This window comes from Streptomyces atroolivaceus (assembly GCF_000717025.1).
Taxonomy (GTDB): Bacteria; Actinomycetota; Actinomycetes; order Streptomycetales; family Streptomycetaceae; genus Streptomyces; species Streptomyces atroolivaceus.
Window position 1 is genome coordinate 143,601 of record NZ_JNXG01000017.1, and the last position, 24,135, is coordinate 167,735.

Consider the following 24,135-nt stretch of genomic DNA (forward strand, 5'->3'; position numbering starts at 1 on the left):
CGAGAGATCCTACCGGGGTCGGGTCAGCCCACGGAGCGCACCATCTCGGTGAAGAGCGCGTGCACGCGGTGGTCGCCGGTCAGTTCCGGGTGGAACGAGGTGGCCAAGGCGTTTCCCTGGCGTACGGCCACGATATGCCCGCCGTGCACCGCGACGACCTCCGCGCGCGCGCCGACCGACTCCACCCAGGGGGCCCGGATGAACACGCCGTCGACGGGCCCTCCGAGCACCCCGGCGAACTCGACCGCGGCCTCGAAGGACTCGTTCTGCCGCCCGAAAGCGTTACGGCGCACGATCATGTCGATGCCGCCGACTGTCTCCTGGCCCGAGCGAGGGTCGAGAATCTTGTCGGCCAGGAGGATCATGCCGGCGCAGGTGCCGTAGACCGGCATCCCGGCGGCCACCCGTTCGCGCAGCGGTTCCAGCATGCCGAAGAGGACGGCCAGCTTGGACATCGTGGTGGACTCACCACCGGGTATGACGAGCCCGTCGACCTCGGCGAGCTCCTCGGGCCGCCTGACCGGCCTGGCCACGGCGTCCGCCGAGGCCAGGGCGATCAGGTGTTCCCGTACGTCGCCCTGGAGAGCCAGGACTCCGATGACAGGGGTGTCGGTCATCGGTGCTTACCAGCCGCGGTTGGCGTAGCGCTCGCCCTCGGGCAGCGTGTCGCAGTTGATGCCGACCATGGCTTCGCCGAGGTTGCGCGAGGCATCCGCGATGATCTTCGGGTCGTCGTAGAAGGTGGTGGCCTTCACGATGGCGGCGGCGCGCTTGGCCGGGTCGCCGGACTTGAAGATGCCGGAGCCCACGAAGACGCCCTCGGCGCCGAGCTGACGCATCAGAGCCGCGTCCGCGGGGGTGGCCACGCCGCCGGCCGAGAACAGGACGACGGGGAGCCGGCCGAGCTCGGAGACCTCCTTGACCAGTTCGTAGGGAGCGCGGAGCTCCTTGGCGGCGGCGTAGAGCTCGTTGTTGTCGTAACCGCGCAGCCGGGCGATCTCGTTCTTGATCTGGCGCAGGTGCCGGACCGCCTCGACGACGTTGCCCGTGCCCGCCTCACCCTTGGAGCGGATCATCGCGGCGCCCTCGGCGATACGGCGCAGGGCCTCGCCCAGGTTGGTGGCGCCGCAGACGAAGGGGGTGGTGAAGGCGAACTTGTCGCTGTGGTTGACCTCGTCGGCCGGGGTCAGGACCTCGGACTCGTCGATGTAGTCGACGCCGAGGGACTGCAGCACCTGGGCCTCGACGAAGTGGCCGATGCGGGACTTCGCCATGACGGGGATGGAGACGGCCTCGATGATCTCCTCGATCATGTTGGGGTCCGACATCCGGGCCACGCCGCCGTCCTTGCGGATGTCCGCCGGCACCCGCTCCAGGGCCATGACCGCCACGGCGCCCGCGTCCTCGGCGATCTTCGCCTGCTCGGCGTTGACGACGTCCATGATCACGCCGCCCTTGAGCTGCTCGGCCATGCCGCGCTTGACTCGGGCGGTGCCGGTGGCCGGGGTCTCGGTGGACTGCGGGGTGCTGGGAAGCGTGGACACGGATCGACCTCACTGGGGGTGGAAAGACGCTGGATTCTGCAGCCCCGAGCAAACGCTCCGGAAGCAGTCCACAGCAAGGGCCAATGAACACCCCGTGGACCGCTCCGCACCGCACTCGGGGCTCCCGGAACGGTCCGTCCCCTCCTGCCGGGCCGGCCCGTCCCCCCTCCCGGAGCGGGTCCGCCCTCAGCTGCCGGGCCGGTCGGCCAGGGCGACCGGCGGCGCGTCGTCCATCTCGAACGCGAGCGGGAACGGGGCGTGGCCCGCGAGCCGGAACAGCCGCACCGTCCGGTGCCTGCGCAGCGCCCGTGCGGCGCGCACCGCGTCGTTGTGGAAGCGGCGCGCCATCGGTACGCGGCGTACGGCGGCGGCCAGTTCCCGAGCCGCGTCCTCGCCGCCGGGGAACTCCTTCACCGCCTCGACCTGCGCCACCTCGCCGAACACGGCCCGCAGGGCGGTGCTCAGCTCGCTCTCGGCGACCTCGCGCTGGTCCTCCTCGGCCTGCCGCGCCGCGTGCGCCGCCTCGTAGAGCACGATCGACGCGGCGGGGTCCAGGACCCCGGACGTGGCCAGCTCCTGGGTGACCGAGGCACGGCGCAGCAGCTGGGCGTCCAGTGCCGCCCGGGCAGCGTCGATGCGGGCGTGGAGCCGGTCGAGCCGCCCGGCGGTCCAGCTGAGATACAGGCCGATCGCGAAGAGCGCGACGACGGTCCAGATGAGGATTTCGATCACGGGCGGCAAGGCTACCGTCGGAGGGGGCCCTCGTAGCCCGCCGGTACGCTCCGGCCCGGCTGCCGGGCGGGCGTATCCGCCGGGGCGGAGGCACCGCGCCTACCGGCGGGGCTCAGGCACCGGGCCCGGCGACGACGCTCAGTCCCTGGCGAGGCCGAAGCGTGCCCGGAGTCCCGTGCGTTCGTCGGTGTCCACGGACGCGGCTCCCTCCGTCACCGTCTCGTACACCCCGAGGATGTCCGCACCGACGGTCGTCCAGTCGAAGCGGCGCACGTGCGCGCTGCCCCGCTCCCGCAGTCCCGCACGCCGCTCCGGGTCGCCCAGGAGCCGGATCGCGGCCGAGGCCAGCGCGTCCGCGTCCTCATTGGCGAACAGGTCGCCCGCGGCTCCCTGGTCGAGCACCTGCGCGAACGCGTCCAGGTCACTGGCGAGGACGGGCGCTCCCGCCGACAGCGCCTCGACCAGGATGATGCCGAAGCTCTCGCCGCCGGTGTTCGGAGCGACGTACACGTCGACGCTGCGCAGCAGCCGTGCCTTGTCCTCGTCGCTCACCATGCCGAGGAATTCGACGCGCGGGCGCATCTCCCGCGGCAGCGAGGCGACCGCTTCCTCCTCGTCGCCGCGCCCCGCGACCAGCAGCCGGGTCTCCGGACGGGCTGCCAGGATCGCGGGGAGCGCCTTCATCAGGACGGGCAGCCCCTTGCGCGGCTCGTCGATGCGTCCTATGAAACCGAGCGTGCCGCCCTGCCACTCGGCCTTCGGCTCGGCCCCGGCGAAGAAGTCCACGTCGACACCGTTGGGGATGACCACGGCGTCCCCGCCCAGGTGCTCGACCAGGGTCCGCCGCGCGTACTCGCTCACCGCGATCCGCGCGCTGATCTTCTCCAGCGCCGGCTGGAGGATCGGGTACGCCGCGATCATGGCCCGGGAACGCGGGTTGGACGTGTGGAACGTGGCCACGATCGGCCCCTGCGCCGCCCAGCAGGTGAGCAGGCCCAGCGAGGGCGAGGTGGGCTCGTGGATGTGGATGACGTCGAAGGTGCCCTCGTTGAGCCAGCGCCGGACCCGGGCGGCGGACAGGAACCCGAAGTTCAGCCGGGCGACGGAGCCGTTGTACGGGACGGGCACGGCCCGGCCCGCGGACACGACGTAGGGCGGCAGCGGTGTCTCGTCGTCGGCGGGCGCGAGCACCGAGACGTCGTGGCCGAGACGGATCAGGTGCTCGGCCAGGTCACGGATGTGGAACTGCACCCCGCCCGGAACGTCCCAGGAGTACGGGCAGACGATGCCGATCTTCACGGAGCTTCCCCCTGGGGGTCCAGATCCGAGAGCCAGAGCCGCTGCAGCATGTGCCAGTCCTCCGGATGCTCGGCGATCCCGGTGGCGAAGGCATCGGCCAGCGCCTGTGTCATGGCGGACGTCTTCTCGATCCGGGTACCTGTCTCCGGTACGGCGACCGGCGGATGGACCTGCCCCTGCATCACGGGCGTGCCGTCGAACCAGAGGGTGACGGGCAGCAGCAGCGCACCGGTCTGCTGGGCCAGCAGAGCCGGACCGGCGGGCATGCGGGCGGTGTCGCCGAAGAAGTCCACCTCGACGCCGGAGGCGGACAGATCGCGGTCGGCGACGAGGCAGACCAGCCCGCCCGCGCGCAGCCGCCGGGCCAGGGTCCCGAACGCGGACCCGCCGTTGTGTGGCAGGACCTCCATGCCCAGGCCCTGGCGGTAGGCCACGAAGCGGTCGTAGAGGCTTTCCGGCTTGAGCCGCTCGGCGACCGTCGTGAAGGGCACCTTCAGGTCCGTGGTGGCCCACGCTCCCGCCAGGTCCCAGTTCCCCAGGTGCGGCAGCGCGGCCACGACGCCCTGGCCCGAGTCGAGAGCCTCGGTGATCCGGTGGACGTCGCGGACGTTGATGGACGCCTTGATCCGCTGCGGACTCCAGGTCGGCAGCCGGAAGGACTCCATCCAGTAGCGCATGTACGAGCGCATGCCGGCCTTCGACAGCTCGGCGAGCCGGGCGGCGTCCGCGTCGGGCACCACCCGGGCGAGGTTCGACTCGAGGCGGAGCACGGACTTTCCGCGCCGCTTCCACACCTGGTCGGCCAGGGTGCGGAAGAGCGCGGCCGCGGCCGGCTCGGGAAGCTTCTTGACCACTCCCCAGCCGAGGCCGTAGAGCCCGTCGGTCAGCCGTCCCCTCAGATCGATTCCGGTGCCGCTCACTGCGCGGCCTCGCTCCCCTGGTCCGCCGTCCCGCCCTGGGCGGCGGCCGCGGCGGCATCGGCTTCCGCCGACTCCCTGCGCACGGTCACCACCCGCTGGATCAGCGTGACCAGACTGCCCAGGGCGACGATCCACAGCGCGATCGGCAGCAGGACCTGGATGCCCGGCACCCCGAATCCGTGCAGTCCGGCGAGGCCGGCCGCGACCAGCGAGATCACGAGGCGCTCGGCGCGCTCCACCAGTCCGTTCACCGCGACCGGCAGTCCGATCGACTCGCCCCGCGCCTTCGTGTACGAGACCACCTGACCGCTGGCCAGGCAGAAGATCGCGACCGCGCACAGCACGTTGTCGTCGCCGCTGCCCGCGTACCAGAGCGCGAACCCGGCGAAGATCGCCCCGTCCGCGACCCGGTCGAGCGTCGAGTCCAGGAACGCGCCCCACCGGCTGGAGATCCCGGCCTGCCGGGCCATGTTGCCGTCGACGAGGTCCGAGAAGACGAAGACCGTGATCACGATCGTGCCCCAGAAGAACTCCCCCATCGGGAAGAAGACCAGCGCACCTGCCATCACTCCGGCCGTACCGACGAGAGTGACCGCGTCGGGGCTGACCCCGAGGCGGAGCAGCAGAGCGGCGAACGGTGTGAGGACACGCGTAAAAAATGCACGCGCGTACTTGTTCAGCATGGCCTTCCCGAGGTTCGGTGGGCGCCGTGCGGCCCCTTCGGCCACCGGCTGGCCCATCGTAGTCACCAGCCGTGCCGGGTAAGGCGGGGCACCCCGTCCGCCGGAGGTCCGGGAAGCCCTGCGTCGCCGTGTGCGTCGTATGGACGACCTCCGGCACGAGTGAAAAGCTCGAATGACCGCGGGCGTGACCGAAGCCGCCGCGACGGCTCCCCCGTGCCCGTGCATCCACTCCCCGGCGCTCTTGCGGTACCGCGCCACCACCGATCGGGAGGCACGCATCATGGGTGACAGGACACACACGCACACCGGGGCCGCCGGCAGGGCAGCGACGGCCGACCGGCCCGCGTCCGTACGGAACGTGGTGCTGGTCGGCCACAGCGGCTCGGGAAAGACCACCCTGGTCGAGGCACTCGCGCTGACGGCCGGGGCGCTGAACCGGGCCGGCCGGGTCGAGGACGGCGCCACCGTCTCCGACCACGACGAGATCGAACAGCGCCGACGACGTTCCGTACAGCTCTCGCTGGTCCCCGTCGAATGGGGCGGCTACAAGATCAATCTGCTGGACACCCCCGGCTACGCGGACTTCGTCGGGGAGCTCAGGGCCGGTCTGCGCGCGGCGGACGCGGCCCTCTTCGTCGTCTCGGCCGCCCAGGAGGCCGACGCGGTGGCAGGCACGGCCCGCGCGCTCTGGGAGGAGTGCGCGGCGGTCGGGATGCCACGAGCCGTCGTCGTCACGCACCTGGACACCGCGCGCACGTCTTTCGACGAGATGACCCGGATCTGCGGCCGGATCTTCGGGCACGACGACCCCGACGCCGTGCTTCCCCTCTACCTGCCGGTGCAGGGGCCGGAGGGCCCGGACGGCCACGCCCCGCTCACCGGGCTCACCGGACTCCTCACCCAGCGCGTCCTCGACTACTCCTCGGGGGAACGGCGGGAGACCCCGCCCGCCGATGACCGGCGCGGTCCCCTCCTGGAGGCCCGTGCCCGGCTCATCGAGGGGATCATCGCCGAGAGCGAGGACGAGACCCTCATGGAGCGCTACCTGGGTGGTGGCGAGATCGACGCCCCGATCCTCGTCGAGGATCTGGAACGCGCCGTCGCACGCGGCTCCTTCCACCCCCTCCTCACCGCCGCGCCCGCCGTCGAGGGCGCCCGCCAGGGCGTCGGCACCGTGGAGCTCCTCGACCTGATCACCCGCGGCTTCCCCTCCCCCGTGGAGCGCACCCTGCCGGCGGTCACCACCCCGGACGGCGCACCGCGCCCCGCCCCGGTCTGCGATCCGTCGGCACCCCTGCTCGCCGAGGTGGTGAAGACCTCGTCCGACCCGTACGTGGGGCGGGTCTCCCTCGTCCGTGTCTTCTCCGGCACCCTGCGACCCGAGGACACCGTGCACGTCTGCGGCCACGGTCTCTCCGGGCCCGGGGGCGGAGCGCGTCCCCGCCATGAGGCCGATGTACGGGCCGGAGCTCTCTCCGCACCCTTCGGCAAGCAGCAGCGCCCCCTGGACAGCTGTATCGCCGGAGACCTGGCCTGCGTCTCCAAGCTCGGCGGTGCGGAGACCGGGGACACCCTCTCGGGCGACGGCGACCCGCTGCTGATGGAGCCGTGGGTCATGCCCGACCCGCTGCTCCCGCTGGCGGTCCGCGCCCACGGCAAGGCCGATGAGGACAGGCTCTCGCAGGGCCTGGCGCGCCTGGTCGCCGAGGATCCCACGATGCGTCTGGAGCAGAACCAGGACACCCACCAGGTCGTGCTGTGGTGCATGGGCGAGGCGCACACGGAGGTCGCGCTGGAACGCCTGCGCAGCAGGTACGGCGTCCAGGTCGACGCCGAACCCCATCGCGTACCGCTGCGCGAGACGTTCGCCTCCCGTGCCGTCGGGCACGGCCGGCACGTCAAGCAGTCGGGCGGTCACGGCCAGTACGCGGTCTGCGAGATCGAGGTGGAGCCACTGCCGCCCGGTACGGGCATCGAGTTCGTCGACCAGGTGGTCGGCGGCTCGGTGCCGCGCCAGTTCGTCGCGTCCGTGGAGAAGGGGGTCCGCGCCCAGGCGGCGCGCGGTGTCGCGGCCGGCCACCCGCTCGTCGACGTACGCGTCACCCTGGTCGACGGGAAGTCACACTCGGTCGACTCCTCCGACGCCGCCTTCCAGACCGCCGGTGCGCTGGCGCTGCGCGAGGCCGCCGCCACCACCCGCGTACAGCTGCTCGAACCCGTCGCGGAGGTCGGCGTCCTGGTCCCCGACGCTTACGTGGGTGCCGTCATGAGTGATCTCGCGGGGCGGCGCGGCCGGGTCGTCGGCACCGAACAGGAGGCCGGGGAACGCACGCTCGTACGGGCCGAGGTGCCGGAGGCGGAGATCGGCAGGTACACCGTCGACCTCCGCTCCCTGACGCATGGGGCCGGACGGTTCGACCGGGCGTACGCCCGGCACGAACCGATGCCTCCGCAACTCGCCGACCGCATCCGCGAAGCACAGGAAAACAGCACAAAGGTGAGCTGGTTGACCGGTTCTGGCGCCTCGTGACCGCCCCGCGGCCTCGTCGGCGGGCGGAGGCACGGCCCGGACGATAGTCTGTGGGCCCAGCTCAGAAGGTGTGCGACGTACGGTAGTTGGGAACAGCCGCAGGAGCAGACCGTGCGGGCGAGTGGGGGCGACAGTGGCCAACGACGGATTCGATTTCTCTCCCGGAGCGCAGATCCCGCTCCAGGGTTCGGGAGGACAGGCGGTGGCGACCAACGCCCTCGCCTCCGCCGCGTACCGCGACAGCGATGTGACGGAGATCCTCAAGGCCAACAGCGAGTGGCACAAGTCCGAGGTGAAGCCGGGCGAGTCCAAGCTGTTCAAGTCCGACTATTTCAAGCCGAATCTGGGCGAGGCGTTCTCCAGGGCCGTCCAGGAACGCATGCTCGGCGGCGGCCGCAACGCGCTCATCCAGTCCTTCGGCACCGACCCGCAGACCGTCGTCGAGCACTGCCTGTCCGCGACACGGCTGCGCAAGGCGCGCGACACGAAGCTGACCCTGGTCACCGCGGTCTTCGGCTTCGCCTTCCTGCCCGGCCTGGTCCTCTGGGTACTCGCCTTCCGGCTCCGTGACTTCCTCAACAGGTCCAAGGACAAGTTCATCCAAGGGCTGGGCGGGATCCTGCTCGTCGCGCTCGGCGGCGCCGCCGCGTTCTTCCTGATCGCCATGCCGCTCACCGGGCTGCTGGGCCTCTACCTGCGTGCCGCCGCCATCGCCCCGCTGATCGGCTGGCTGCTCGCCAAACGGATCGCGGAGGACTCGGTCAAGGACCTGCGCGCTCGCTGGGAAGGGCTCCTCTCCGGCTCCGGCGTCAGCGCGAAGATCCCCGAAGCCGTACCCAAGAACCCCAACGAGACCGCCCGCGAGGCCCTGCGCCAGGGGCTGGAGAAGCTCTCCGCCGAGCAGCAGTCCAACTCCGTCTTCTACGCGGGCCCCAAGGGCGTCCTCGGCATGGGTACCCGCTGGGGCAGCTGGCAGCTCGCCGAGGAGCTCACACCGGAGGACCCCACCAGGGAGATCCACCAGTTCCGCAGCTGGGACGTCGTACGGGCCATCCACGACCAGCTGAAGATGCTCGAGCGCGGGCCGCTGAACACCGGCGGCTTCCCCACCCCGTCCGTCAAGCACTGGATCGTCACCCCCGTCGGCGAGAACGCGGACTCCGTCTCCCGCCCCGAGGGCGAGGACGTCGCCACCTTCCAGGTCAAGCCCCACGAGATACAGCGCATCTGCAACCACCAGCAGTTCGGCAGTGGCAACCGGCATTACCTGGGCGTCCAGTTCACGCTCTGGGACGGCCAGCTGGTGATCACGATGCTGATCACCGTCACCGTCCTCCACGAGACGCTGCGGATCGAGGTCACCGGCCACGCGCTGGGCCCCGTCCATTCGCTCTTCCTCACCAAGCCGGAGGCGGCGACCAAGACGGTCAAGAAGGCGGTCAGGTTCTGGGAGACGCGGAAGATCACGCTCCCCCTCGTCAAGGCCAGCGAGGTCGTGAGGCTCGCGCTGCGCGCCCCCTTCACCTGGTACCCGCCGCTGCTCGACTACCTGGGCGGCAAGATCGTCCTGCCCGAGCCCTTCGGTCTGCGCCACGCCTGGGCGGCGAAGCCCTGGGGCCACCGTTTCATGGCCGACGACGCCATGCGGACGGCCACCCCGGTCCTGCGCGTCGTCCACTCCGCGACGATGCGGGTCCTGAAGGAACACGGCGTCGACACCGAGCGCTTCGACAACCGCTCCATGATCCTCAGCGGCCTGGTCCAGGACCCCGCCCCGAGGAAGGCCGACGTCTACGACGCGTGAGCCCGCCCGGGCGACCACGCCCGGGGCGGGATCCCGCTCAGACGGACAGGGGCCCGGCCGGCCACACGCCGGCCAGCATCGTCCGGGTGTCCCCGAGGAGCTGCGGGAGCACCTTCGTGTGTCCGACGACCGGCATGAAGTTGGTGTCCCCGCCCCAACGCGGCACCACGTGCTGGTGGAGGTGGGCGGCGATGCCCGCGCCGGCCTCCGCGCCCTGGTTCATCCCGATGTTGAAGCCGTGCGCCCCGGAGGCGGCCCGCAACGCGACCATGGCCCGCTTGGTGAAGTCGGCCAGCTCCGCGGTCTCCGGGCCGTCGAGCTCCGTGTAGTCGGCCACGTGCCGGTAGGGCACCACCATCAGGTGCCCGCCGTTGTACGGGTACAGATTGAGCACCGCGTAGACCTTCTCACCACGCGCGATGACCAGCCCGTCCTCGTCGGACTTCGACGGAATCTCGCAGAACGGACAGCCGTCCCCGGCTCCCGGACCGCTCGGCTTGCTCTCCCCCTGGATGTAGGCCATCCGGTGGGGCGTCCACAGGCGCTGGAACGCGTCGGGCGTCCCCACTCCGATCTGCTGCTCCGGCTCACTCGTCATGCCGGTCAGCATATTGCGTCGCTCCTCCCGCGCGTGTCGCCGGGGCCGAGCGCGCCCGCGCACCGCGATGCTGACGCCATGAGCGACCGCCCCACGGCCCCCGTCCCCGACCGGCTGAAGGAATGGGAGCAGCGCACCGAGGTGCCGCTCTTCGCCGCGGCCCTGGTCTTCCTCACCGGTTACGCGGTCCGCGTCCTCGCCCCTCTCGACGCCCAGCCGTGGCGCGACGTCGCGCTCGCCCTCGTCGCCGCCGCCTGGCTGCTCTTCGCCGTGGACTACGGCGTACGGCTCCGGCTCAGCGGTCAGGGCCGGCACTTCGTACGCACCCACTGGCTGGACACGATCGTCCTCCTGCTGCCGCTGCTGCGCCCGTTGCGCGTGGTCCAGCTCTACACGGCGGTCCAGAAGCGCCGGGAGCGGCCCCGGCTGAGCCTGTACGCCCGGGTGATGACGTACGCGGGACTCACGACCGTGCTCCTGGGCTTCTCCGCGGCGCTCGCGGTGTACCACCAGGAGAAGGGAGCGCCCGGCTCCACGATCCGCACGTTCGGGGACGCGGTGTGGTGGGCGTGCGCGACGCTCACCACGGTGGGTTACGGGGACGCCGTACCGGTCACGTTCGGCGGCCGGGTCGTCGCGGCGGGGCTGATGGCCTGCGGGCTGGCGCTGCTGGGGGCGGTGACGGGTTCGTTCTCGTCCTGGCTGTTGCAGGTGTTCACCCGGGAGGACGAGCGGAGGCCCCCGGGGAGCGCGTAGCTCCCCGGGGGCCTCACCGGCATCCCGCGGCAGGGATCACACCTGTACGCGGCGCTCCACCACGTCGGCGAGCTTGGCGATCGCCTCGTCGCGGGCGATGCCGTTCTCCTGCGAACCGTCGCGGTACCGGAAGGACACCGTCCCGGCGTTCATGTCGTCGTCACCCACGATGATCATGAACGGGACCTTCGCCTTCTGGTGGTTCCTGATCTTCTTCTGCATGCGGTCGGAGGAGGCGTCCACCTCGACCCGCAGCCCCTTCTTCCGGGCCTCCGCGGCGAACTCCTGGAGGTACGGGATGTGGGTGTCACCGATCGGGATGCCGACCGCCTGGACCGGGGCCAGCCAGACCGGGAACGCGCCCGCGTAGTGCTCCAGCAGCACCGCGAAGAAGCGCTCGATGGAGCCGAAGAGCGCACGGTGGATCATGACCGGGCGCTGCTTGGTGCCGTCCGGGCCGGTGTACTCCAGGTCGAAGCGCTCGGGCAGGTTGAAGTCGAGCTGCACGGTCGACATCTGCCACGTACGGCCGATGGCGTCCTTGCACTGCACCGAGATCTTCGGGCCGTAGAACGCGGCGCCGCCCGGGTCCGGGACCAGCGGGAGGCCCTGCTTCTCGGCGACCTGGCGCAGCGTCTCGGTGGCCTCCTCCCAGACCTCGTCGCTGCCGACGAACTTCTCCGGGTCCTTGGTGGAGAGCTCCAGGTAGAAGTCCGTGAGGCCGTAGTCACGGAGGAGGTTCAGGACGAAGGTGAGCGTCCTGTCGAGCTCCTCCGCCATCTGCTCCTTGGTGCAGTAGATGTGCGCGTCGTCCTGGGTGAAGCCCCGCGAGCGGGTCAGGCCGTGGACGACACCCGACTTCTCGTACCGGTAGACCGTGCCGAACTCGAAGAGGCGCAGCGGCAGTTCACGGTAGGAGCGGCCGCGCGCGTCGAAGATCAGGTTGTGCATCGGGCAGTTCATCGGCTTGAGGTAGTAGTCCACCCCGTCGTCGAGCTGCATGGGCGGGTACATGCCGTCGGCGTACCAGTCGAGGTGGCCGGACTTCTCGAAGAGCTTGCCCTTGGTCGCGTGCGGGCTGTAGACGAACTCGTAGCCCTCCTCCTCGTGGCGGCGCCGCGAGTAGTCCTCCATGGCCCGGCGGATGACGCCGCCCTTGGGGTGGAAGACCGCGAGACCGGGACCGATCTCGTCGGGGAAGGAGAACAGGTCCAGCTCGTTGCCCAGCTTGCGGTGGTCGCGCTTGGCGGCCTCCTCCAGGAACGTGAGGTGCGCCTTGAGCTCGTCCTTGGTGGGCCAGGCGGTGCCGTAGATGCGCTGGAGCATGGGGTTCTTCTCGCTGCCGCGCCAGTACGCCGCGGCGTTCCGCATCAGCTTGAACGCGGGGATGAACCGGGTGGTGGGCAGGTGCGGGCCCCGGCAGAGGTCCTTCCAGCACAGGTCGCCGGTCTTGGCGTCCAGGTTGTCGTAGATGGTCAGCTCGCCGCCGCCCACCTCGACGTCCGCGCCGTCGTCGGACGACGCGGAGCCCTTGATGCCGATGAGCTCCAGCTTGTACGGCTCGTTCGCCAGCTCCTCGCGGGCGGCCTCGTCGGTGACGACACGGCGGGAGAAGCGCTGGCCCCGCTTCTGGATCTCCTGCATCTTCTTCTCGACGGCCTTGAGGTCCTCGGGCGTGAACGGCCTCTCGACGTCGAAGTCGTAGTAGAAGCCGTCCTTGACCGGCGGGCCGATGCCCAGCTTGGCCTCGGGGAACAGCTCCTGCACGGCCTGCGCCATGACGTGCGCGGTGGAGTGCCGCAGGATGTTCAGGCCGTCCTCGGAGGAGATCTCGACGGGCTCGACGACCTCGCCGTCCCGAAGCTCGTACGCGAGGTCACGCAGCTCGCCCTCGACCCGCGCCGCCACGACGGTGCGCTGCCCGGGGAAGAGCTCGGCGGCCGTCGTGCCCGTCGTCACCACGCGCTCTTCCCGCTCGGAATCGCGTTGGATGATCACACGGACGTCTGACACCGGTCTCTCCTGACTGAGGGGGTGCGGCGCTTTCCTCCTGCGCGCGCAAGAGGAATCGTACCGAGCCGGGGGGCCTCGACGCGAAAGGGATACCGCGCGCTACGTCTCGTCCCCCGTGCAGGCCTCCTCGAAGAAGTCGACGTTCTCGTGGAGCGACTTCATCAGCCGGTCCCGCTCCGCCTCGTCCACCTGGACGGGCGCGACCTGCGAGGCGCCGCCGAGCCGCCGGAAACCGCCCCGGTTCTCCAGCCTCCCCTCCACCCGCAGCGGCAGACCGACCAGGTGCGCGTGGCCTGCGATCCGGTACGCCTCCTCGTCGAGCTCCATCCGGACGTGCGCGACCTCCGCGCCTGCCAGCACCCGCAGCCGCACGACACCGGGGCCGCGCGGCCCGGAGCGGCGCAGCCGCACCACGGCTCCGGTGATCCGTACGGGAACGGCGGGTTCGTCCTGGAGGTAGCGCGCTCCCGCCAGCCGGAGGGCGGGCAGGTCGCCCGGGGAGAACTCGACGGGCTCGGGGCTCGCGGGGCAGCCCTCGGGGGTCCCGGCGGCGGGCGCCCAGGCAAGGGTGATCCTGGCGCACTCCGCTCCCCGGACGAGCGCGACGACCGCTTCCGTCAGTTCCCGGCTGACGCCGGCGGCGACCGCGGAGTCGAACGCCTCCGTTCCGCCGGTGGCCCGCTGGTAGTCGACGGCCTCACGGGCCGCGTGCAGCGCCGCGTAGAGCTGTACGGCGACGGCTCGCCCCTCGGTGACGGGGACGAACGCGGTGAGGCTGCGGCCGTCCGCCGCCGGTCCGACGAGCGTGCCGTCCAGGGCGCTCCGGGCCTTCCTGCGGTGGCGGGCCCCGTGGTAGCCCGCCCGGCCACGCACGGCGAGTGACCCGGCGAGGAGGATCTGCCGGGCCGCCGTGCGCAGCTGGTCGGAGCCGGCCCAGTCGGCGGCTCCCGAGGCACCTTCGGGGACGTCACGCCACCAGCGGATCTCGTCGCTGGGGACGGTGAGGGCGACCAGGATGTCGCGGGCGGAGGGCGCGGCGCTGCGGGTGAGCGCGGTGAGGGCCTCGGCGAGCAGTTCCTCGCCGTCGGGGAAGGCGGTGCTGTCCGGCACGAGCAGGCTGGTGCCGCCGGTGGCCGGGCCTGGCGGGACCCAGCGGCTGTAGCGGCCCTGGGCGCCTCCGCGCCGGTGCCAGCCGTGCCGCCGCAGCAGGGCTCCGAGAACGGCGGGGTCGACACGTGCGGGGTCGGGGGTCTGCCCGGGCCCCGGCCCGCCGGCGTGGGGATGTGCACGGCTGCCCGCCGGAATCGTCCCTCCGGTGGGCTCGTCCGTCGACCGGTGCATCAGGGTCTCCCTCCCGCCCCGACTCGGGCCATGATGTCGCAGAGTGCGCGGTCGTCGAAGATCCGCGAGGTCGGGATCCGCACGGTGGTCCGGTTCCTGCCCGTCACCGGGTGGCCGGCCAGGTTCGTCCAGTAACAGCAGTGCCGCAGGTCCAGCCGTTCGTGTCCGGCCCGCAGCCAGTCGTCCTGGCTGCGGGGCACGAGCATCACGACCAGGATCTTGTGCACCGACACGGGAGTACGCGCGAGCTTCACCAGATGGGCGTTGTCGAGGGTGAAGGAGAACGCGGCGCCGGGCGGGTGCGGGGGGATCTGGTAGGTGCATTTGAGCTGCACCTTGATGGTCACCTCGTCGTCGACGGTGTGGCCGGGGGCGCCGTGGCTGACGTGCCAGTCGATGCCGTTGTCGGGAAAGGGCTGCGAGAGCGAGCAGCCCGCTGCGGCTGCTACCGCGTGGAGGTAGCCCACCTGGAGGGTCTCCATGCAGGCGGTGGTGGCGAGTGTGCCGCGCAGCGGTGGGGTGTTCCGCTGCTGCGGCGGCTTCACCCCGTGCTCATCGGCGCGGGCGGGACTCCCTGGGTTCGGCTGCGCGAGCGCCATGGCTCCGTGCCTTCCGGGCTGTGCCGACCGGTTGCCCGGTCTCCGCTGGCGGGCTGGTCAACTTCCTTGCCCGTCCCTTGTGTTGTCACCGCAGGAGCCGGGCCGTAAACGGCGTATCAGGCATAGGGTGCGGGTATCACCGAACCGGGCGGAGGAATCCCGTCATCCGCCCAGCAGGCGCGAGGAGTTCGGGGATGACGCATTGGTTCGAGGGGCCGCTGGCGGCTTTTGACACCGAGACAACAGGCGTGGACGTCGAGGAGGACCGGATCGTCTCGGCCGCTCTCGTCGTCCAGGACGCTGCGGGCGGACGGCTCCGCGTCACCCGCTGGCTGGTCAATCCGGGGATTCCGGTGCCGCCCGGCGCCACCGAGATCCACGGCCTGACCGACGACCATCTGCAGCGCAACGGCCGCTGGCCCGCGCCGGTCGTCGAGGAGATAGCCCGAGCACTGGCGGAGCAGTGCGCGACGGGACGGCCGCTGGTCGTGATGAACGCGCCGTTCGACCTGACTCTGCTGGACCGGGAGCTGAGGCGCCACCGGGCCTCGTCGCTGGCCGGCTATCTGCGGAACAAGCCGCTGTGCGTGCTGGACCCCCGGGTGCTGGACAAGCACCTCGACCGCTACCGCAAGGGCCGCCGCACGCTGACGGACCTGTGCGAGCTGTACGGGGTGACGCTGGACGGCGCGCACGACGCGGCGGCCGACGCGGCGGCCTCCCTCGAGCTCGTGCGGGCCGTGGGGCGCCGGTTCTCCGCCCGGCTGGAGCGGCTGTCCCCGGCGGAGGTGCACTCGCTGCAGGCGGTGTGGCACGCGGCTCAGGCACGTGGCCTGCAGGCGTGGTTCGAGAAGAACGGCACCGCGGAGGCGGTGGATCCGGCGTGGCCGTTGCGTCCGGAACTGCCTGCGGCGGCCTGATCCCGGCCCGGGGTACGCGAAAGCCGGTCCGTCGATGATGACGACGGACCGGCTTTTCCCGGGTGGGCGATACTGGGTTCGAACCAGTGACCTCTTCGGTGTGAACGAAGCGCTCTCCCACTGAGCTAATCGCCCGGGAACGGGTTGAACCATACAGGGCTCGGCGGTCTCCGTTCAAACCGCTCGGAGCCACGCCCTCAGTCCGCGGCGTCCGGCCCGCATCATGAGCGTGTGGTTGGCCCGGAAGACGAGGCGCCCGGGGACGGCGAGGCGGCGGAGCAGCGCCTTGCGTACGTCGGCCTCCTGTTCGTACACGATCCGGCTTCCGCCCTCGTGGGGGACGACGGTCCAGCGCGCCCAGCCGTCGAGGTCGCCGCTCATCTCCGCCTCGAGGGTCCGCGGGACGGAGTCGCCGCGACGCTGCCGCAGCGTCAGGACGAGGTCGTACGGGAGGAACGAGCGGAATCGCGCCGTGGCGGTCACGTCGTCGACACGGCTGACCTCGCGGACCTGCGGCCACCACCGCGGATAGTCCTCGGCGCGTTGCAGGGCGGCGTACACGGCGTCGGGCGGTGCGGGCAGCTCCCACACACTGGTGAAGCGGTAGTGGTTCCAGTCCATGGCTCCAGTCTGCGCGCACGCGCCTACTCAGACCCGGAACTGAGTATCCGGGCCCATGCACGCCGTTGTGGCCGCCGCCACACTCCCGTACATGAGACATGTGCCGCCGCCCGCAGAGGAACTGGCTCTCCTCGATCACGAACTGGCCCGGCTGGACGCCCGTCGGCTGCAGCTGCTGAACCGTCGTGCCTGGCTGCTGAGCGTGCTGCGCGCTCCGGCCGTTCCGTCGCCTCCGCAGGCGCCGGCCGCCCGGTCCTTCGCCCCGCCGTACGCTCCGTCCACGTCCGGGCCCGCGTCCTCGCGCGGCACCCAGAACGTGCTGCTGGTCCTCGGTGGGCTGCTGCTGACGGTGGCGGCGATCGCGTTCACCCTGTTCAGCTGGGGCGAGATGGGCATCGCCGGCCGCTCGGCGGTGCTGGCGGCGGTGACCGCGGGCGCTCTGGTCGCTCCCGCGCTGCTGCTCAGCCGCTCCCTGCCCTCGACGGCGGAGGCGGTGGCCGCTCTGGCCCTGGTGCTGACGGTGCTGGACGCGGTCGCGCTGCACGCGGTGGCGGCGCCGGAGACGGACGGGCTCGTGTTCTCGGCGGTCGCGTCGACGGTCCTGGTGGCGGTGTGGACCCTGTACGGGCTGCTGCTCGGCCGCCTGCGGACGCCGCTGCCCGCGGCCGTCGTGGCGGGACAGCTGCCCCTGGTCCTCACCGCGTGGGCCGCCGGGGCGTCGGCGACCGGCTTCGGCTGGGCGCTCCTGGTGACGGCGGCGGCGGATGTCGCTGTGGCGTCGTGGGGCCGGGGGCTCGCGGTGCGCGTCACCGCGTGCGTCGGGGCGTTGCTGACGGGGCTGATCTCGCTAGCCCTCGGGCTGGGACTGTCCGTGTCGGCCGACGATGTGCTCGGGGCCGTCGGTCCGGGCGCGTTGCTGCTGGCGGGGGCCGTGGTGGCGGGGGGCGGGGCGTGGCGCGCGCCGAGCGGGACGGCCGTCCTCGGCGGTGTGGTGGCGGGTCTCGCGGCGGTGGCCGCGGTGGGCGGTGTGCTGGGTGCGGGGCTGCCGTGGGACTGGGCAGTCCTGGTGTATCTGCTCTCCGGCGCGGCGTTGACGGTGGTACTGCGCTTCCGGACCCCGCGGCCGGTCGTGTGGGGCGTCCTGGGCGCGTCGGCCTCGGTCGTGGCGGGCGCGGTGCTGTGGGCGGCGCCGGTGGTGGCCGCGGTGCTGCTGGGCCCGGCGTCGGTGACGGCGGAGGTGTGGTCCGGGGCGCCGGGGAGTTTCCGGGGGGCGCTGGGGCCCTCGGTGCCGTGGCCGGAGGCGACCTCCACCCCGGTGGTGCTCGCCGTGGCGGCGGGCCTGTCGGCCGCGCTCCACCTCCGGTGGCCGTCGGTGCTCCCGGAGAGGGGCCGGAGCGTCGCGGCGCCCGGTGGGGCGGTCCTGGCCTGGGGGGCGGTGCACGCGCTGCTCGCGGTGACGGACGTGCCGTACGCGGTGGCCCTGGGCGTGGAGCTGCTGCTGGCCGCCGTGCTGCTGGCCCTCGTGACGCGCCGCGCGGCCGACGCGTTCGCGGTGACCTGCCTGGTGTGTGCGCTGGTGGGGTCCGCGAGCGTGGGACTGCTCGGACTGGCCTCCGAGCCGGCGACGTACGCGGTGTCAGGGGCGCTGGCCGTGCTGTTCGCGGGCTCGGCGACCGCTTCCCGGGTGCCCGTGGTGCGGTCGGTGCTCGCCTGCGCCTCGGTGCTGAGCGCGATCGCCGTCGCCGCCGCGGCGGGGGCGTCGCTGGGGTGGAACGCCCCGCACACGGCACCTCTGCTGCTGGTGGTGACGGCGGCGACGGCGCTGCTCGGGGCGCGGCTGCGGGAGCCCGTGGTGGCGGCTTCGGTGGAGCTGGCGGGGGTGTTCGCCGCGGTGGTGGCCGTGGTCCTCGCGATGACGGACGCGCCGTTCCTGGCCCTGGTGCTGGGGCTGTGCGGGGTGCTGGCCGCGGCCACGGCGCTGCGGCCGGAGCGGCGGCGCGTGGCGGGGTATGCGGCGGCTGCACTGTTCGTCGCGGCGGCGTGGGTGCGGCTGGCGGCTTCGGGGGTGACGGACCCCGAGGCGTACACGCTGCCCGTGTCCGTGGCCGCGTTCGCGGTCGGGTACCTGCGCCGCCGCGGTGACCGGGCCGCGTCCTCGTGGGTGGCGTACGGCCCCGCCCTGTCCATGACGATGGTGCCGAGCCTCGTGGTGGCGTGGGGCGACCCGCACTGGCTGAGGCCCCTGCTGCTGGGGGTGGCGGCGCTGGTGGTCACGCTGGCCGGAGCCCGTCTGCGTCTTCAGGCGCCCCTGGTGCTGGGCGGTTCGGTCCTGGCGCTGGACGGGCTGCACGAGCTGGCCCCGCATGTGGTCCAGGTCTTCGACGCGCTCCCGCGCTGGGCGCCCCCGGCGCTCGCCGGGCTGCTGCTGCTCGCGGTCGGTGCGACCTACGAGCAGCGGCTGCGCGACGCGCGCCGGGTGCGGGAGAGCTTCGGCCGGATGCGCTGAGGCATCTCCCGGACGGTCAGGGCATCTTGTCTCCGACCAGCGCGAGGTTCTGGATGGCCGCCAGGCCGTACAGGGCGGTGGTGTTGGTGCTGACCCAGGCCGCTTCGCTGCCCGGTACGGGCCCGGTGGGCCCTTCGACCTTCCTGGTGCTCCAGTCGGTGTTCTCCTTGTAGTCCCAGGTGTCCGCGCTGCTGTAGAACTGCTTCCACGCCCGGGTGGCCAGCGTGACGTCGCCGGTCCGTACGGCGGCGTAGGCGTCCTGCCGGGAGTGGCCCTGGAACAGCAGGAGCGTGCCGAAGTTGCTGCCGTAGCGGGCGGCCTGTTCGGCCTTGGTGGCGTTGAAGTAGCGGCAGTAGTCGATCCAGGCGGCCTCGAACGCCGGCATGTCGATCATGTCGATGAGCTCGGCGTTGAGCTCGACCAGGCCGAACATGGCCGACAGGTGCGAGACGCCGACCGCGGGCTTCTCGGCTATCGCGAACCTCCCGGTGTCGAGGTCGTAGAGGCCGACGCCCTGCACGAAGCCGTTGGGCTGGGCGGCGATGGTCTCCATGGTGGACAGGACGCGGGCCCTGGCCTTCTCCCACTTGGGTCCCCGCCGCTCCCACTCGGTGAGCCAGGCGGAGACCAGGCCGCTCCAGTCCGTGCCGAAGCCGATGGACAGCGCGTGGCGGTCGGGCGTGTAGGGCTCGGTGCGGATCTTGCGGATGGGGTCGAGGGCCAGGAAGGTCTCGTCCGAGTCGACGTTGGCGTGCATGAGGTCGCCGACGCGTTCGTCGGCGGTGAGGAAGTAGAACATGCGCCGGTAGGTGGTGTTGGCGATGCGCTGCTGCTTCGCGCTGTCGGCGTAGTGCTGGACCCCGTGGCGGGTGCCGAGGCCGGCCCACTTGCCGAGGTGGTAGACGTCGACCTCGCCGGTGTGCCGGGTCATGGCCTCGGCGAAGCGGTAGATGTCGGCGCGGCCGGAGCGCATGTAGGCGTACCAGAGCCAGAGGTCGGGCGAGAGTTCGGAGTTGTCCCAGGCGTAGCCGCCGACGTCGTAGCACCACTGGTGGCGGGTCGGGTCGTAGGTGTGCATGATGTCGCCGTAGTCCCAGAAGCCGTACCAACGACGCATCTCCACCTGGTCCTTGTAGTACGTGAAGAGGAAGTCCAGGTGGTCCTCGATCTTCGACTTGGCGGCGGTGGAGCGGTCGGGCTCGGCGAAGAGGCCGCCGAAGACCTTCGCCCTGACGAGCTGCTTCGGCGGGGCGGCGAGCTGGGGCGGTGTGCGTACGGCGTCGACCTGCTGGGCCAGTGCCTCGGGGGCGGGGGTGGACTCGTTGGCCCAGAAGAGGAGTTCGCTGGTCCTCGCGATGCCGTACGGGGTGCCGAAGCCGGGCTCGTAGTCCTCGTAGGTGATGTTGAGGCCTTCGAGCTGTTCGGGATAGGTGTCCTGTTCCATGCCGTCGTGGTAGAAGCGCAGGTCCATGGGCTGGGCTTCGGGCGACCAGAGCCAGAGGGTGACCTCGGCCTCGTCGGTGTGCGCGTCGCGGATGTCGAGCTGGGCGGGGTGCTTCTCCCAGAAGTCACGGAGCCCGAAGGAGAAACCGCCGCTGGGGCCGCCGACGTACCCGAATCCGGAGGCCCTCCTGCCGCCGCCCGCGCCGATCCAGCCGTGCCCCTTCTTCGTGCGCTTGCGCAGGCCGAAGCCGTCGGCGGTCAGCTGGGAGAGGGTGTAGTCGCCCCATTCGGGGATGTACTGGAGCCGGGTGGTGACCCGCTGGTCCCAGGTGGCGGGGTCGGGGAGCTTCCGACCGGCGAACTGCGCCTCGCGCACGGCCGCCCCTGGGTCGCGGCGCAGGCCGGTGATCCCCTTCACCGCTTCGCGCAGCAGCCCGGTGCCCTCGCCGCCGATCCGGATGTGGCGGTCGTAGGCCGCGTCACGCATGGGCACGGTGAAGCGGACACCGAGGCCCCGGACGAAGTCGCCGCTCGCCTTGCCCGGCTCCTGGGTGCCGTCGTAGGTGATGGTGTGCACCATGCGGAAGGAGTCGGCACCGGCGTAGAAGTAGAGGCGCACGGAGAACGGCATCCAGGACCGTGAGCCCCTGCGGTGCTTGCCGTCGATGCGGACGACGGCACGGACGGGTCCGTCCTGTTCGACCACCGCCTCCCCGATGACGCTCTCGAAGCGCTCGTACTTCTCGTTGCCCTGGTCGCCGTCCTCGATCTCACCCTGGCGTACGAGGACGAGCCGGCCGTCGCGGGCGATCTCGGTGGAACCGCGGGTGACGGTCCTGACGAGCGCGGAGCCGTTCGTCCCGAGCTCGGCGGTGATCACGCCGGTGGACACCGTGATCGTGCCGCCCTTGCGGACCGCCGTGACCTTCTTCGACGGAGCGGCCGGGGCACCAGGGGCGAGGGAGAACGTCTTGGCGGTGACCTCGGGCCCCACGGCGTGCGCGGTCCACTTGAGCGAACCGTCCGGCCAGTAGCCGATCGGCCAGGTCTGCACGGGGACGTCCTTGCCGTCGTCCGTGGACAGCGCGAACGTCTGGTCCTTCGCGTACTGCCCCTTCGGCCAGGGCACGCCGAGCGTGGAGCCGGGCGCCGCTCCGAGGCCGCCGGACTCCAGCCAGGTCAGGGTGACGGGTTCGCCGCTGTGCTCCGCGCTCCCTGCGGCCGACGCGGGAGTGGCACCGAGGGACCAGCTGAACTGTGCGGCCGCGCCGGCCGCTGCCGCGGCCTTCAGGAGGGTTCTCCGGGGCATCCTGGACATGGTTGTGCCTCTCTCCGTGCGAAATTCGGGACAGGGGACGAACAGGGAAGGGTCTGTCTGTCAGAGCGGGAGCCGGCGCGCCCGCACCGCGGTGGCGGCGGCGGCGACGGCCCCGAGGACGGGGACGGCCAACGGCAGCACCAGTGCGCCGGACAGCACGACGACGGCCATTCCGCAGACGAGCAGGAAGGATCCGGCCGGGTCGCGGACCGTGTTGCGGCCCGCCTCGGCCAGGAGGGAGCGCCACAGGGTGCCCGGCTCCCAGCACGAGGCGGCGCGTACCACGGCGACCAGGAAACCGATCATGGCGAGGATGCCGACGGCGCCCACGAAGGGTCCGCCGGGCAGACCGGCCCGGACTGCCGCCAGGTCGAGCCGGAGCAGGGCCGCGGCTGCCAACACGGCCGCACCGACGACCCACCCGCCGCGGGCGGCGGCCCGGGCGTCGGCGGCGAACTCCCGCAGGCCCCCGTGCTCCCCCGCGAGGTAGCGGCGCAGGTGCCGGGTCCCCGCGGCGAAGGCCGCGGGGAACGTGAGCAGGGGCAGCGCGGCGACCGCGATCCACACGCCGACGAGCAGACATTCGGAGAACAGGGCGAAGCGGTCCATGACGAGCGAACGCCTGGCCGGGGTGCGGGTCTTCGTCGCCACGGCGCGTCAGCCCTTCAGGCCCGAGGTGGCCATGCCGTCGATCAGGTACCGCTGGAACGCCACGAAGAAGGCCAGCACCGGGAGCAGGGCCACCAGTGACATGGCGATCATGCCTCCGTAGTCCGCGACCGCGTCCTGGTCGATGAACATCTTCAGCCCCAGGGAGACGGTGTACTTGTCCGGTTCGTTGAGGTACAGCAGGGGGCCCATGAAGTCGTTCCAGGCATTGATGAACGTGAAGATCGCGCTGGTGACGAGTGCCGGCCGGCACAGCGGCATGACGATGGACCAGTAGGTCCTCAGGTGGCCGCAGCCGTCCAGCCGTGCCGCCTCGTCGAGCTCCTTGGGCAGCCCGCGCATGAACTGCACCATGAGGAAGACGAAGAAGGCGTCGGTGGCCAGGTACTTGCCGATCAGCAGCGGGGTGAAGGTGTTGATCAGTTCCAGTTCCTGGAACAGGACGTACTGCGGAATGATCAGCACGTGGTACGGCAGCAGGAGGGTGCCGATCATGATGGCGAACATGACGTTGCGGCCGGCGAACCGCACCTTCGCGAAGGCGTAGGCGGTCAGCGAGCAGGACAGCACCACGCCGACCACGGAACCGACGGCTATGTAGGCCGAGTTCAGGAAGAACGTCGAGATGGGGATGTCCGCGATGCCCTCGGTGAGCCGGGTGTAGTTGTCGCCGATCGGGTCGGCCGGGAACAGGTCGAGGGCGCCGATGATCTCGGCACTGGGCTTGAAGGACGCCCCGAGCGTCCACACCACCGGATAGAGGACCACGGCGAGGATGACGAGCGCACCGAGGTGCCAGGCGAGTGCGCCGGGTCCCCGGCGTCGTACGGCTGCGTACAGGAGACTCATCGGCCGCCCTCCTCGTAGTGCACCCAGCGCTTCTGGGACCAGAACAGCACGGCGGTGACCAGGCCGACCGCGACCAGCAGCAGCCATCCCATGGCCGAGGCGAAGCCCATGCGGCTGTTCACGAAGCCTTGTTCGTACAGGTAACAGGTGTAGACGAGCGTCGCGTCGGCCGGACCGCAGCTGCCGTTGCTGACGATGTAGGCCGAGCCGAAGATCTGGAAGGAGTGGATGGTCTCCAGCAGGACGTTGAAGAACAGCACCGGCGAGATCATCGGCAGCGTGATGTGGAAGAACCTGCGCCAGGGGCCGGCGCCGTCCACCTCGGCCGCTTCGTACAGCTCCCGCGGGACCTGCTTGAGGCCGGCCAGGAAGATGACCATCGGCGCGCCGAACTGCCAGACGGTGAGGGCGATCAACGCGTAGATGATCATCGAGGGGTCGCCGATCCAGCCGCCGACCTCGACGCCGAACACCTTCTGCGTACGGTCGACGATCGCGTCGTCCGAGAACAGCGCGCGCCAGACGATGGCCGCCGAGACGCTCGCGCCGATCAGGGACGGGGCGTAGAAGGCGGCACGGTAGAAGGACTGACCCCACCGCTTCTGGGCGAGCAGCATGGCGACGGCGAGCGCCGCGGCCAGCTTGATCGGGGTGCCGATCAGCACGTACCAGGAGGTGACCTCGACCGACTGGCGCCAGCGGGGGTCCGCGAACATGTCGGTGAAGTTCTGGAGGCCGATCCAGCGGGGCGCCTCGAAGAGGTTGTACTCGGTGAACGACAGGTACAGCGAGAACACCATCGGCCCGGCGATCAGGAACAGGAAGCCCGCGATCCAGGGCGACATGAACAGGTAGCCGGCCACGTTCTCGCGACGGTTCCGCCGCTCCGGGGCGGCGGGCGGCGCGTTTCCTCCGGGACCGTTCCTCTTGGCGACGGAGCGGCCGTCCCCGGCGTCGAGCTCGCCCGGGGAGGTGTGGATGTGAGTCACC

20 protein-coding genes and 1 tRNA gene are annotated in these 24,135 nt (G+C 71.4%); 5 read left to right on the forward strand and 16 right to left on the reverse strand.

Annotated features, from left to right (window positions below):
- Positions 1-23 precede the first annotated feature (23 nt).
- The 6 genes from pdxT to pgsA form a co-directional block, all read right to left on the reverse strand.
- Entirely contained in the window at positions 24-617 is a 594-nt protein-coding gene (gene pdxT / locus OO67_RS27595; protein WP_033304360.1) for a pyridoxal 5'-phosphate synthase glutaminase subunit PdxT, read from the reverse strand.
- Between the two features lie 6 nt (positions 618-623).
- Positions 624-1,544, reverse strand: coding sequence for a pyridoxal 5'-phosphate synthase lyase subunit PdxS (gene pdxS, locus OO67_RS27600; protein ID WP_033304361.1), 921 nt, complete (start codon positions 1,542-1,544; stop codon positions 624-626).
- A 186-nt stretch (positions 1,545-1,730) separates the two neighbouring features.
- Complete coding sequence (locus OO67_RS27605; protein WP_033304363.1) at positions 1,731-2,276, reverse strand: LemA family protein; 546 nt, start codon at positions 2,274-2,276, stop codon at positions 1,731-1,733.
- Between the two features lie 138 nt (positions 2,277-2,414).
- A complete protein-coding gene (locus tag OO67_RS27610) occupies positions 2,415-3,575 on the reverse strand; it encodes a glycosyltransferase family 4 protein (protein ID WP_033304365.1) in 1,161 nt (386 codons plus the stop codon).
- Complete coding sequence (locus tag OO67_RS27615) at positions 3,572-4,495, reverse strand: phosphatidylinositol mannoside acyltransferase (protein ID WP_033304368.1); 924 nt, start codon at positions 4,493-4,495, stop codon at positions 3,572-3,574. Before OO67_RS27615 ends, OO67_RS27610 begins: the two co-directional genes overlap by 4 nt.
- Positions 4,492-5,178: a phosphatidylinositol phosphate synthase gene (pgsA, locus tag OO67_RS27620; protein WP_033304687.1), complete on the reverse strand. Its 687-nt coding sequence runs from the start codon at positions 5,176-5,178 to the stop codon at positions 4,492-4,494. The genes OO67_RS27615 and pgsA overlap by 4 nt, the downstream gene beginning before the upstream one ends.
- 280 nt (positions 5,179-5,458) lie before the next feature.
- Here pgsA and OO67_RS27625 point away from each other — a divergent pair, with 280 nt between their 5' ends.
- Positions 5,459-7,708 (forward strand): elongation factor G-like protein EF-G2, encoded by a 2,250-nt coding sequence (locus tag OO67_RS27625; protein WP_033304688.1) that lies wholly within the window; start codon positions 5,459-5,461, stop codon positions 7,706-7,708.
- A 133-nt stretch (positions 7,709-7,841) separates the two neighbouring features.
- The gene (locus OO67_RS27630; RefSeq protein ID WP_033304369.1) at positions 7,842-9,512 is read left to right on the forward strand and encodes a membrane protein; all 1,671 of its coding nucleotides are present in this window, start codon (positions 7,842-7,844) and stop codon (positions 9,510-9,512) included.
- A 37-nt stretch (positions 9,513-9,549) separates the two neighbouring features.
- Here the strand turns inward: OO67_RS27630 and OO67_RS27635 are convergent, their stop codons facing one another.
- Positions 9,550-10,122 carry an HIT family protein gene (locus tag OO67_RS27635; RefSeq protein ID WP_033304372.1) on the reverse strand — a complete coding sequence of 191 codons (573 nt, stop codon included), beginning with the start codon at positions 10,120-10,122 and terminating at the stop codon, positions 9,550-9,552.
- Positions 10,123-10,188: 66 nt separating this feature from the next.
- On the opposite strand from OO67_RS27635, the gene OO67_RS27640 reads away from it, so the two are divergent.
- Complete coding sequence (locus OO67_RS27640) at positions 10,189-10,866, forward strand: potassium channel family protein (RefSeq protein WP_033304373.1); 678 nt, start codon at positions 10,189-10,191, stop codon at positions 10,864-10,866.
- Between the two features lie 36 nt (positions 10,867-10,902).
- Here OO67_RS27640 and thrS read toward each other — a convergent pair whose 3' ends face one another.
- From thrS to OO67_RS27655, 3 genes are all read right to left on the reverse strand, one after another.
- Positions 10,903-12,879 carry a threonine--tRNA ligase gene (thrS, locus tag OO67_RS27645; protein WP_033304374.1) on the reverse strand — a complete coding sequence of 659 codons (1,977 nt, stop codon included), beginning with the start codon at positions 12,877-12,879 and terminating at the stop codon, positions 10,903-10,905.
- A gap of 99 nt (positions 12,880-12,978) precedes the next feature.
- Positions 12,979-14,220 (reverse strand): hypothetical protein, encoded by a 1,242-nt coding sequence (locus OO67_RS27650; protein ID WP_033304375.1) that lies wholly within the window; start codon positions 14,218-14,220, stop codon positions 12,979-12,981.
- The gene (locus tag OO67_RS27655; protein ID WP_033304377.1) at positions 14,220-14,819 is read right to left on the reverse strand and encodes a DUF4365 domain-containing protein; all 600 of its coding nucleotides are present in this window, start codon (positions 14,817-14,819) and stop codon (positions 14,220-14,222) included. The genes OO67_RS27650 and OO67_RS27655 overlap by 1 nt, the downstream gene beginning before the upstream one ends.
- A 194-nt stretch (positions 14,820-15,013) precedes the next feature.
- Here OO67_RS27655 and OO67_RS27660 point away from each other — a divergent pair, with 194 nt between their 5' ends.
- The gene (locus tag OO67_RS27660) at positions 15,014-15,739 is read left to right on the forward strand and encodes a 3'-5' exonuclease (RefSeq protein WP_033304379.1); all 726 of its coding nucleotides are present in this window, start codon (positions 15,014-15,016) and stop codon (positions 15,737-15,739) included.
- A 63-nt stretch (positions 15,740-15,802) separates the two neighbouring features.
- Here the strand turns inward: OO67_RS27660 and OO67_RS27665 are convergent.
- Both OO67_RS27665 and OO67_RS27670 read right to left on the reverse strand, forming a co-directional pair.
- Positions 15,803-15,874: transfer RNA gene (locus OO67_RS27665), tRNA-Val, on the reverse strand.
- Positions 15,875-15,913: 39 nt separating this feature from the next.
- Complete coding sequence (locus OO67_RS27670; protein WP_033304380.1) at positions 15,914-16,360, reverse strand: SRPBCC family protein; 447 nt, start codon at positions 16,358-16,360, stop codon at positions 15,914-15,916.
- Between the two features lie 91 nt (positions 16,361-16,451).
- Between OO67_RS27670 and OO67_RS27675 the strand changes: the two genes are divergently transcribed.
- Entirely contained in the window at positions 16,452-18,866 is a 2,415-nt protein-coding gene (locus OO67_RS27675) for an SCO7613 C-terminal domain-containing membrane protein (protein ID WP_208861091.1), read from the forward strand.
- Between the two features lie 16 nt (positions 18,867-18,882).
- Here OO67_RS27675 and OO67_RS27680 read toward each other — a convergent pair whose 3' ends face one another.
- The 4 genes from OO67_RS27680 to OO67_RS27695 are packed head-to-tail and all read right to left on the reverse strand — an operon-like array spanning position 18,883 to position 24,134.
- A complete protein-coding gene (locus tag OO67_RS27680) occupies positions 18,883-21,627 on the reverse strand; it encodes an exo-rhamnogalacturonan lyase family protein (RefSeq protein ID WP_033304383.1) in 2,745 nt (914 codons plus the stop codon).
- A 60-nt stretch (positions 21,628-21,687) separates the two neighbouring features.
- Entirely contained in the window at positions 21,688-22,236 is a 549-nt protein-coding gene (locus OO67_RS27685) for a hypothetical protein (protein WP_051709944.1), read from the reverse strand.
- Between the two features lie 48 nt (positions 22,237-22,284).
- Entirely contained in the window at positions 22,285-23,145 is an 861-nt protein-coding gene (locus tag OO67_RS27690) for a carbohydrate ABC transporter permease (RefSeq protein ID WP_033304385.1), read from the reverse strand.
- Positions 23,142-24,134: a carbohydrate ABC transporter permease gene (locus tag OO67_RS27695; protein ID WP_033304689.1), complete on the reverse strand. Its 993-nt coding sequence runs from the start codon at positions 24,132-24,134 to the stop codon at positions 23,142-23,144. The genes OO67_RS27690 and OO67_RS27695 overlap by 4 nt, the downstream gene beginning before the upstream one ends.
- Between the last annotated feature and the right edge of the window lies 1 nt (position 24,135).